Source organism: Arthrobacter sp. 05L45_2 (assembly GCF_056397525.1).
In genome coordinates this window covers 1-9,904 of the sequence record NZ_JBFTNO010000114.1, presented here as the reverse complement: position 1 = coordinate 9,904, position 9,904 = coordinate 1, and the positions used below count along the sequence as shown (strand labels likewise).

Genomic DNA, 9,904 nt, shown 5'->3' with positions numbered 1-9,904 from the left:
TCCGCCGCCTGGTCGCGGGTGAGGCTTCCGAGGACATCCAATGGCACCGGGAGGGGACTTCCCTCGCTGACCAGATGCCCGGCGCGGAGCTTGCCCGCCGGCTGGCCGAAACGGACATCGAGGCGCTCGCCCCCACCGAGCTGTTCCACTACGTCCGCGCCGCCCAGCGGCTGTCCGCCTGGGCTGAAGGGCTGCGCGAGGAGGCCGTGGGCCGTTACTGCGCTGTCCCGCCGGCGCATCCTGCGGCGCCAGGGAGCGCCACTGGGGACGGCCATATTTGACGCGCATCACTTCGTCGCCATTGTCCTAACACGCCGCGGACAAGGTAACGTTTTTCCTATGGCTGACTCTGACATTCGCTCTTACACGTTCGGAACCCTTGTGACCGCCATGGTCACTCCGTTCACGACCGCCGGTGAGGTCGACTATCAGCAGTCCGCAGAGCTGGCCGCCAAGCTCGTCGACGACGGCAATGACGCCCTCGTCATTTCCGGCACCACCGGGGAGACCTCCACGCTGGAAGACGACGAAAAGGAAAAGCTGTTCCGCGTCATCGTCGAGGCCGTGGGGGACCGCGCCAAGGTTATCGCCGGCACCGGCACCAACCACACCTCACACTCGATCGAGATGGCCAAGCGGGCCGCCAAAGCCGGCGCCCACGGCCAGCTGATCGTCACGCCGTACTACAACAAGCCCAGCCAGGCCGGGATCCAGGCCCACATCGAAGCCGTGGCCGACGCCGCCGACCTTCCCGTGATGGTCTACGACATCCCCGGCCGCGCCGGTGTGCCCATCCTGCCGGAAACCATGATCCGGCTCGCCGACCACCCGCGCATCGTCGCCCTCAAGGACGCCAAGGCAGACTTCGCGGCGGTCACCCGCGTGATGGCGAACACCGAGCTGGACGTCTACTCCGGCGACGACGGACTGACCCTGCCCTGGATGGCGGCCGGCGCCGTCGGGCTGGTCAGCGTGTCGGCACACGTGGCCACCAAGCAGTACCGTGCGATGATCGATGCCGCACTTGCAGGCGATTTTGCCACCGCCCGCACCATACATTTCGAACTGGACCCTGTGGTCCGTGCAGTGATGACCCACATCCAGGGTGCTGTTGCTGCGAAGCAAGTTCTTAAGTGGCAGGGAGTCCTGCCCAACTCGGTTGTCCGTTTGCCCCTCGTGGAGCCGGGCGAAGCCGAGATCGAAACGATCCGCGAGGACTTGGCGGAAGCAGGACTCGTCTACTCCTGATCCGGCAGCCAATGCCTGATCAGGAACGGACACCTCCTGCYCCGCCTGGAAAGTAGTGCACTATGACCCAAACCGCCCTYCCCGGCCTTGTCACGCCGCCGAAACTGCCCAAGAACACCCTGCGGATCGTGCCGCTCGGCGGACTCGGGGAAATCGGCCGCAACATGACCGTCTTCGAAATCGACGGCAAGCTGCTGATCGTTGACTGCGGCGTCCTCTTCCCCGAGGAGACCCAGCCCGGCGTCGACCTGATCCTGCCCGATTTCTCCTACATCGAGAACCGCCTCGACGACATCGTCGCCGTGGTCCTCACCCACGGCCACGAGGACCACATCGGCGCCGTCCCGTACCTGCTGCGCCTGCGCAACGACATCCCCCTCGTCGGCTCGCAGCTGACACTGGCGCTGATCGAGGCCAAGCTCCAGGAGCACCGGATCAAGCCGACCACCATGATCGTGAGCGAGGGCCAGACCAAGAAGTTCGGCCCCTTCGACTGCGAATTCGTGGCCGTCAACCACTCGATCCCGGACGCCCTGGCCGTGTTCCTGCGCACCTCCGGCGGCACCGTGCTGCACACCGGTGACTTCAAGATGGACCAGCTGCCGCTCGATGGCCGGATCACCGACCTCCGCCACTTCGCCAAGCTCGGCGAAGAGGGCGTTGACCTCTTTATGTCCGACTCCACGAACGCGGACGTGCCCGGCTTCACCACGGCCGAGAAGGAAATCGGTCCCACCCTGGACCGGCTCTTCGGCCAGGCGTCCAAGCGCATCATCGTGGCCTCGTTCTCCTCGCACGTGCACCGCGTCCAGCAGGTGCTCGACGCCGCCGCGAACCACAACCGCAAGGTCGCTTTCGTGGGCCGGTCCATGGTCCGCAACATGGCCATCGCCGCGAAGCTCGGCTACCTCGAGGTGCCCGCCGGCATCCTCGTTGACATCAAGAACATCGACAACCTGCCGGACAACCGCGTCGTGCTGATGTCCACCGGGTCCCAGGGCGAGCCGATGGCCGCACTGTCCCGCATGGCCAACGGAGACCACCGCGTCGTCGTCGGCCAGGGCGACACCGTCATCCTCGCCTCCAGCCTCATCCCGGGCAACGAGAACGCCGTCTTCCGCATCATCAACGGCCTGCTCAAGCTCGGTGCCGACGTCATCCACAAGGGCAACGCCAAGGTGCACGTCTCCGGCCACGCCGCCGCGGGAGAGCTGCTGTACTGCTACAACATCCTCGAGCCGCTCAACGCGATGCCCGTCCACGGTGAGACGCGGCACCTGATCGCCAACGGCAAGATCGCCCTCGAGTCCGGCGTCCCGGAGGAAAGCATCCTGCTGGCCGACAACGGCACCGTGATCGACCTCCGCGACCACCAGGCAGACATTGTCGGCCAGGTCGAGGTCGGCTTCGTCTACGTTGACGGCTCCAGCGTCGGCGAGGTCACCGAAGCGGACCTCAAGGACCGCCAGACCCTCGGCGACGAAGGCTTCATCTCGATCGTCACGGTCATCCACCGCGCAACCGGCAAGGTGGTCTCCGGGCCGGAAATCCACGCCCGCGGYGTTGCCGAAGACGACTCCGTCTTCGACGAAATCATTCCCAAGATCAACGCCGCCCTCGAAGAGGCCGTCCAGAACCGCGACCACACCACGCAGCAGCTGCAGCAGGTCGTCCGCCGCGTGATCGGCACCTGGGTGAACCGTAAACTCCGCCGCAAGCCCATGATCATCCCGGTGGTCCTCGAGGCTTAGCCCGCACCGTCGGCTCCGCCCCGGCGGCCCGGCACCAGCGTCACCGAGACGGCCTTCCCGGCCGGCACCGCTTTCCGCGGTCCCGGCGGGGGAGGCCGTTTCCGTAGCCGCCCGGCTCCCGGGACGGCAGCCCCGCAGTCCAACATGATCCCGCCCGCCCCGGAAATCCGCGGGTTTCGGCCCAGTGTCCGGTACCGTTGCGGGTATGGCGACACGCACCTCCTCCGCGCCTAGAGGCAACTCAAGCGGCAGTTCAACCGGCACTTCCAGGAGCAAAGCGGGCAGCTCCTCGGGCCGGACCACTGGCGCAGCCGCGTCCAAAACCGGCCGCTCGCAAGGCACGGCGCGCACCCGCCAGCTGGCCGCCGTCGRACCCCGGCAGCCCTGGCTGGTCCGGGTTGTCGCGGGCGCGTGGCTGGGAATCGGCCACGTGGTCGGCGCCGGGATCCGCCGGATCGGCCACGACGTCTCCGACCTCGACCCGGCCGATCGCCGCGACGGCGCGGCCCTGTTCAACCTCGCACTCGGCGTCTTCATTGCCACGTTCGCCTGGTGGGGTTTCCAGGGCTGGTTGCCGGACATGGTCTTCAACATCGTCAACGGCACCTTCGGCTGGATGACCCTGCTGCTGCCGCTGATGCTCTTCGTGTGCGCCTTCCGCCTCTTCCGCGAGCCCGTGGACGGCCGCGGCAACAACCGCATCGGCATCGGCTTCCTCATCATGACCTTCGCCGGCTGCGGCCTGGCCCACATCATCGGCGGCCAGCCCACCGTCGCCGACGGTTTCGACGGGCTCCGCCACGCCGGCGGCATGCTGGGCTACCTGGCCGCAGCGCCGCTGGCCACCATCCACGCCGCCGTACCGGTCGCCCTCTACAGCCTCCTGGCGTTCACCTCGCTCCTGATCGTCACCGCCACACCCTTCGGGGCCATCCCGTCCCGGCTCCGTGGCGCCTACGAGCACCTGATGGGTATCGACCTGCAGGACTACGAGGACCAGGACAGCCACGACCGCAGCTACCTGTATGAAAACGACGCTCCCGCGCCGAAGAAAAAGCGCAAGCGTATGTTCGGCAAGGACGACGACGCCGACCCGCGGCTGGAAGGCTACGTCGGAGACGAGGCGTTCGAGCACGCCGTCGTCGACGACGACGAGGCCGCAGACGCCAACGCACCCAAGGGCGGCAAGGCCGCCAAGGCCGTGGCCCCCGGTGTGCGGCGCCCCACCCAGGCCGAGATCGCCGTCGAAAAGATCAAGGCCGCACAGGGCCTCGGGACGGCAGCCGGCGCGGCAGGGGAGGGCGCCACCGAAGCCATCCCGCAGATCACGCCCGGCATGATCGCCGCAGGGTCCGTGACCGCCGGCGCGGCCCCCAAAGTCCCCGCCAACCCCGTCGCCCCCGCCCCGCTGCCCACCCCGATCCCGCAGCGAACCGAACAGCTCTCACTGGCCGGCGACGTCACCTACACCCTGCCGGCGTCGGACATGCTCACCCCCGGGTCCATCCCCAAGGAGCGCACCGAGGCCAACGACGCGATCGTTGCCTCCCTGACCGAGACGCTGACGCAGTTCAACGTGGACGCCCAGGTCACCGGCTTCAGCCGCGGTCCCACCGTGACGCGCTACGAGATCGAGCTGTCCCCGGGCACGAAGGTGGAGCGGGTTACCGCACTGTCCAAGAACATCTCCTACGCCGTGGCGAGCTCCGATGTCCGGATCCTGAGCCCGATCCCCGGGAAGTCAGCCATCGGCATCGAAATCCCCAACACCGACCGCGAGACGGTCTCGCTGGGCGACGTGCTGCGCAGCCAGAACGCCCGCCGCACGGACCACCCCATGGTGATGGGCGTCGGCAAGGACGTCGAGGGCGGCTACGTGGTGGCCAACCTCGCGAAGATGCCGCACCTGCTGGTGGCCGGCGCCACTGGTGCCGGTAAGTCCTCCTTCGTGAACTCGATGATCACCTCGATCCTGATGCGCGCCACCCCGGACGAGGTCCGGATGGTCATGGTGGACCCCAAGCGCGTCGAGTTGACCGCCTACGAGGGCGTGCCGCACCTGATCACCCCGATCATCACGAACCCGAAGAAGGCCGCCGAGGCGCTGCAATGGGTGGTCCGCGAGATGGACGCCCGCTACGACGACCTCGCCAACTACGGTTTCAAGCACATCGACGACTTCAACAAGGCGGTCCGGGCCGGCAAGGTCCACCCGCCGGTCGACTCCAAGCGCGTCATCCGCCCGTACCCGTACCTGCTGGTGATCGTCGACGAGCTCGCCGACCTCATGATGGTGGCGCCGCGCGATGTCGAAGACTCGATCGTCCGCATCACCCAGCTGGCCCGCGCCGCCGGCATCCACCTGGTCCTGGCCACCCAGCGGCCCTCGGTGGACGTGGTCACCGGCCTGATCAAGGCGAACGTCCCGTCCCGCATGGCGTTTGCGACCTCCTCCGTCACCGACTCCCGCGTGGTCCTGGACCAGCCCGGCGCCGAGAAACTCATCGGCCAGGGCGACGCGCTGTTCCTGCCCATGGGCGCCTCCAAGGCGATGCGCGTCCAGGGCGCCTGGGTCACCGAATCCGAGATCCACAAGGTGGTTGAGCACGTCAAGGGCCAGCTCAAAGCTGTGTACCGCGACGACGTCGCCCCCGAGGCGCAGAAGAAGCAGATCGACGACGACATCGGGGACGACCTCGAGGTCCTCCTGCAGGCCACCGAGCTCGTGGTCACCACACAGTTCGGCTCGACGTCGATGCTGCAGCGCAAGCTGCGCGTCGGCTTCGCCAAGGCCGGCCGCCTGATGGACCTGCTGGAGTCCAGGGGAGTCGTTGGCCCCTCGGAAGGCTCCAAGGCCCGCGACGTCCTGGTCAAGCCGGACGACCTCGCCGCGGTCCTGGCCGCCATGAAGGGYCAGGACGGCCCGGCCGCCGGCGATTCGCAGACCGCCGCGCTGAGCGAGAACGCCAACGCCAACATCGCCCAGGGCGGTTACGCCGAGGACCTGGTGGCCGCGGACCTGGACAACCGGACCCAAAGCGTCGACTACTACGACGGCGCCGACGGGCCCGGAGACGACGACGAGGGTTCCGAGGACGCCTGGTCGCTCACCGGACGGTAACCGGTGGAGACGGTAGCCTAGGAAGGTGACTAGCGCCGAAACCAACGCCGGGTCCGCCCCGCGGATCTGGAACCTGCCCAACATCCTGACGATGCTGCGGATCGCGCTGGTGCCCTTCTTCGTCTGGTTCCTGCTGGCAGACGCGCCCGGCCTGCACGCGCAAAGCGGCGTGTGGCGCTGGGCCGCCGTCGTCGTCTTCGCGGTGGCGATCTATACGGACAAGCTCGACGGCGACATCGCCCGCAGCCGCGGCCTCATCACCGACTTCGGGAAGATCGCGGACCCGATCGCGGACAAACTCCTGATCGGCTCGGCGCTGGTGATGCTGTCCCTGCTCGCCGAACTGCCCTGGTGGGTGACGGCGGTGATCCTGGTCCGGGAGTGGGGCGTCACGGCCCTGCGCTTCTTTGTCATCCGTTACGGCGTGATCCCGGCCTCCCGCGGCGGCAAACTCAAGACCGTCATCCAGACCGTCGCAATCTTCCTGTACGTCATGCCGCTGGCCTCAATTGCCCCCTGGCTGGGGTTCGTGGCCTTCGCGGTCATGATGGCGGCCGTGGCAATCACCGTCTGGACCGGGGCCGAGTATGTGGTGGAGGCCCTCAAACTGCGGGCCAGCGGCATCAAGGCCCGGCAGCAGCAGGTCCGGAAGGGGACCCCGTGAGCGCCCCGCAGCCAGCCCAGGAGTCCACCCCCCACCCCGGCCTGCACCCCAACCTGCACCGCCTGGCCGGAGAGGCCGTCGGCCGCGCCATCGACGGCGGGCTCACCGTGGCCACGGCCGAGTCCCTCACCGCCGGTATGGTCGCCGCCGTGCTGGCCGACACCCCGGGAGCCTCCGCCATGCTGCAGGGCGGAGTGGTTGCCTACGCAAACTCGGTCAAGTCCGCCGTCCTCGGCGTCCCCGCCGGGCTGCTCGCCACCGCCGGTTCGGTGGACGGCGAGGTGGCCGCCGCGATGGCGGCCGGCGCGCGGACGGCCTGCGGCGCCGATGTCGGCGTGTCCACAACCGGGGTGGCCGGCCCCGACCCGCACGACGGCAAGGACGTGGGAACGGTCTTCATCGGCCTCGCCACGGCGGCGAACGCGACGTCGTTCGCCTACCACTTCGAGGGAAGCCGCCAGGAGATCCGGGCCCTGGCCTGCGGCGCCGCCCTCGAAAGGCTGCTCGAGGCCCTGTCGCCCACAAGCTACCGCGGGTAAAGTTGCCGGGAACAAATGTTGATTCCGAATAGTTGTTACATTGTGTCGCCCCTGAAGAAGGGTGGCGCCTAGGATGAAATCATCAGACGGTTCGCCTTCAGCAGCGAACCAGACTTACGAGGGAGCAAGGCGATACAGATGGTAAAGCAGCCCGTATCCGTAAACGGCGTTGTCCGCTGGAAGGATGTGGGCCTCGCCGATCAGGCAAAGAGCGAACAGAAGGAGCGCAAGATGGTTGTACWTCGTCACGAAATCGGTGATGTGCTGCGCGACGTCCGCCAACGCCAAGGCCGTACCCTCCGCGAAGTCTCGCACAGCGCCCGTGTTTCCCTGGGCTACCTGAGTGAAGTGGAACGTGGCCAAAAGGAAGCCTCCTCGGAGCTGCTTTCCTCGATCTGCTCGGCCCTCGACGTTCCCCTCTCCACCATGCTCCGCGAGGTCAGTGACCGTGTGGCCGTGGCCGAGGGCGTCGCAGTCCCGGACACCGTGCCGCAGGAATTTGCCCAGCGCTATGGTCGTGACCTCGACCGGGAGCTGAACGACGAGCTGGCCACGGGCCTGCTCTCCGGGGCACGCTAGCCCCCACTGCAACTACTAAGAAGGTCCCCGGCGGTGTGCCGGGGACCTTTTTTGTGTCGTGAGTGTCCGGAGTGTGCGGCGGGCCACGTCGTGGCAGGTGCTCCGGTCAGAAACTGTCGTCGCGGGGGAAACCGTCACGCTCATACGTGGCGTTGAGCTTGGCCATGTAGCCGGCGAAGGCCTCGAGCTCGTGCGCCGGCCATTCCGCTAGCCGCTCGCGGAAGACCTCGCGGCGCGCATCCTGGACCAGGTGCATCTTCTCTTCGCCGCGCGCCGTCAGGCTGATGGCCTGGGCGCGGCCGTCGAGCGGATCCGCCGCCTTCGAGACAAGTCCGAGGCCCTCCAGGAACGCTACCTGCCGGCTGACCGACGGCTTCCCGACGCCGATGCAGGATGCCAGCTCGGTCAGGCGGATGGGCCCCTTGGTCCGCAGGACGGACAGCAGACCGTAGGCGGCCGGCTCCATCTCCGGGTGGACCTGGCGGGAGAGCTGCTGCGACATGGACCGGGCGCGCCGCCACAGCAGGCTTAACTGGCGTTCGACGTCGGCCAGTGCCTCCTCGGAAGTGGCGCCGGTCCCGGAAACTGGCGCCTGATCGGGGGTGGCGCCGCGTGCGTTGCTCATAGCAACCATTCTAGGGTCCGGGCCCGTGAGAGACTTTACCGATGCGAATCAGCGACTTCTGGCGGCTTATGGATGACGAGTTCGGAGCCGGGTACTCCCGCGTCCTTAGCGGCTCCCTGGTGCTCTCCGGCGTCGGCGGACGGACCGCTGACGAGGCCCTCCGCGCCGGCGTGCCGCCCAAGCAGGTCTGGCTGGCCCTGTGCGATGTCCAGGATGTGCCGGCGGAGCGGCGGCTCGGCCGTGACGTCAAGCCCCGCTGAGCGACCCGGCGCGCGCCGAACGGGCGCTGACACGCCGCCCGATTGTTCGAATATCTGTTCGGACGGCGCTATGCTTTTTTCAGAGCGTTTTCCACATACGCAACGACGGCGGCACTTTTGTCAGAGGCTGCCAGTAGCGTCTGTGATGACAAAGCAAAGGCCGTAGCGGCCACTCCAAAGCGAGAAAGCATTAGAGGTGTGAACCATGGCGGCAGCCCCGGATCGTGAGAAGGCGCTCGAAGCAGCGCTGGCCCAGATTGACAAGCAGTTCGGCAAGGGATCGATCATGCGGCTGGGCGACGAGACCCGTGCCCCCATCGAGGTCATCCCCACCGGCTCCATCGCGCTGGACGTGGCCCTCGGAATTGGCGGGCTGCCCCGCGGCCGCGTTGTGGAGATCTACGGGCCGGAATCCTCCGGTAAGACCACCGTGGCCCTGCACGCAGTCGCTAATGCCCAGCGCCTGGGCGGGATCGCGGCGTTCATCGACGCCGAGCACGCCCTGGACCCCGAATACGCCGCCAAGCTGGGCGTCGACACCGACGCCCTGCTCGTCTCGCAGCCGGACACCGGTGAGCAGGCCCTGGAAATCATGGACATGCTGGTCGGCTCCGGGTCGCTGGACATTGTTGTCATCGACTCAGTCGCCGCCCTGGTGCCGCGCGCCGAAATCGAAGGCGACATGGGCGACAGCCACGTCGGCCTGCAGGCCCGCCTGATGAGCCAGGCCCTGCGAAAGATCACCGGCCGGTTGAGCCAGACCAAGACCACCGCCATCTTCATCAACCAGCTGCGCGAGAAGATCGGCGTCTTCTTCGGCTCGCCGGAAACCACCACCGGTGGTAAGGCCCTGAAGTTCTACGCCTCCGTCCGCATCGACGTCCGCCGGATCCAGACCCTCAAGGAGGGCGCCGATTCCGTGGGTAACCGGACCAAGGCCAAGATCGTCAAGAACAAGATGGCTCCGCCCTTCAAGATCGCTGAGTTCGACATCATCTACGGCCAGGGCATCTCCCGTGAGGGCGGCATCATTGACATGGGTGTCGAGCACGGCCTGATCAAGAAGTCCGGATCCTGGTTCACCTACGACGGCGACCAGCTGGGACAGGGCATGGAG

The 9,904-nt window shown here is 67.4% G+C and carries 9 protein-coding genes and 1 pseudogene; 9 read left to right on the top strand and 1 reads right to left on the bottom strand.

Annotation, left to right across the window (positions count from 1 at the left end):
* From AC1DHD_RS10180 to AC1DHD_RS10150, 7 genes and pseudogenes are all read left to right on the top strand, one after another.
* Positions 1-281 (top strand): annotated as a pseudogene (locus AC1DHD_RS10180) (hypothetical protein); the annotation flags it as partial.
* Positions 282-339: 58 nt separating this feature from the next.
* Positions 340-1,248: a 4-hydroxy-tetrahydrodipicolinate synthase gene (gene dapA / locus AC1DHD_RS10175; protein ID WP_476879603.1), complete on the top strand. Its 909-nt coding sequence runs from the start codon at positions 340-342 to the stop codon at positions 1,246-1,248.
* Positions 1,249-1,310: 62 nt separating this feature from the next.
* A complete protein-coding gene (locus tag AC1DHD_RS10170; protein ID WP_476879602.1) occupies positions 1,311-2,999 on the top strand; it encodes a ribonuclease J in 1,689 nt (562 codons plus the stop codon).
* 205 nt (positions 3,000-3,204) lie between these two features.
* Complete coding sequence (locus AC1DHD_RS10165) at positions 3,205-6,120, top strand: FtsK/SpoIIIE family DNA translocase (RefSeq protein ID WP_476879601.1); 2,916 nt, start codon at positions 3,205-3,207, stop codon at positions 6,118-6,120.
* 25 nt (positions 6,121-6,145) lie between these two features.
* Entirely contained in the window at positions 6,146-6,784 is a 639-nt protein-coding gene (gene pgsA / locus AC1DHD_RS10160; RefSeq protein ID WP_476879600.1) for a CDP-diacylglycerol--glycerol-3-phosphate 3-phosphatidyltransferase, read from the top strand.
* Positions 6,781-7,323: a CinA family protein gene (locus AC1DHD_RS10155; RefSeq protein WP_476879599.1), complete on the top strand. Its 543-nt coding sequence runs from the start codon at positions 6,781-6,783 to the stop codon at positions 7,321-7,323. The genes pgsA and AC1DHD_RS10155 overlap by 4 nt, the downstream gene beginning before the upstream one ends.
* A gap of 138 nt (positions 7,324-7,461) precedes the next feature.
* Entirely contained in the window at positions 7,462-7,902 is a 441-nt protein-coding gene (locus tag AC1DHD_RS10150) for a helix-turn-helix domain-containing protein (protein ID WP_476879598.1), read from the top strand.
* A gap of 106 nt (positions 7,903-8,008) precedes the next feature.
* On the opposite strand, the gene AC1DHD_RS10145 is transcribed toward AC1DHD_RS10150, so the two are convergent.
* Positions 8,009-8,527: a MarR family winged helix-turn-helix transcriptional regulator gene (locus AC1DHD_RS10145; protein WP_476879597.1), complete on the bottom strand. Its 519-nt coding sequence runs from the start codon at positions 8,525-8,527 to the stop codon at positions 8,009-8,011.
* 41 nt (positions 8,528-8,568) lie between these two features.
* On the opposite strand from AC1DHD_RS10145, the gene AC1DHD_RS10140 reads away from it, so the two are divergent.
* Entirely contained in the window at positions 8,569-8,787 is a 219-nt protein-coding gene (locus AC1DHD_RS10140) for a DUF3046 domain-containing protein (protein WP_476879596.1), read from the top strand.
* Between the two features lie 205 nt (positions 8,788-8,992).
* Positions 8,993-9,904, top strand: a 912-nt coding sequence (recA, locus tag AC1DHD_RS10135) for a recombinase RecA (RefSeq protein WP_476879595.1), incomplete at its 3' end; no start/stop codon positions are given.

What these genes read in the sequence shown, in the direction of transcription:
- dapA (WP_476879603.1), top strand. Translation starts at nt 340, where the DNA reads ATGGCTGACTCTGACATTCGCTCTTACACGTTCGGAACCCTTGTGACC.
- AC1DHD_RS10145 (WP_476879597.1), bottom strand. Translation starts at nt 8,527, where the DNA reads ATGAGCAACGCACGCGGCGCCACCCCCGATCAGGCGCCAGTTTCCGGG.
- AC1DHD_RS10140 (WP_476879596.1), top strand. Translation starts at nt 8,569, where the DNA reads ATGCGAATCAGCGACTTCTGGCGGCTTATGGATGACGAGTTCGGAGCC.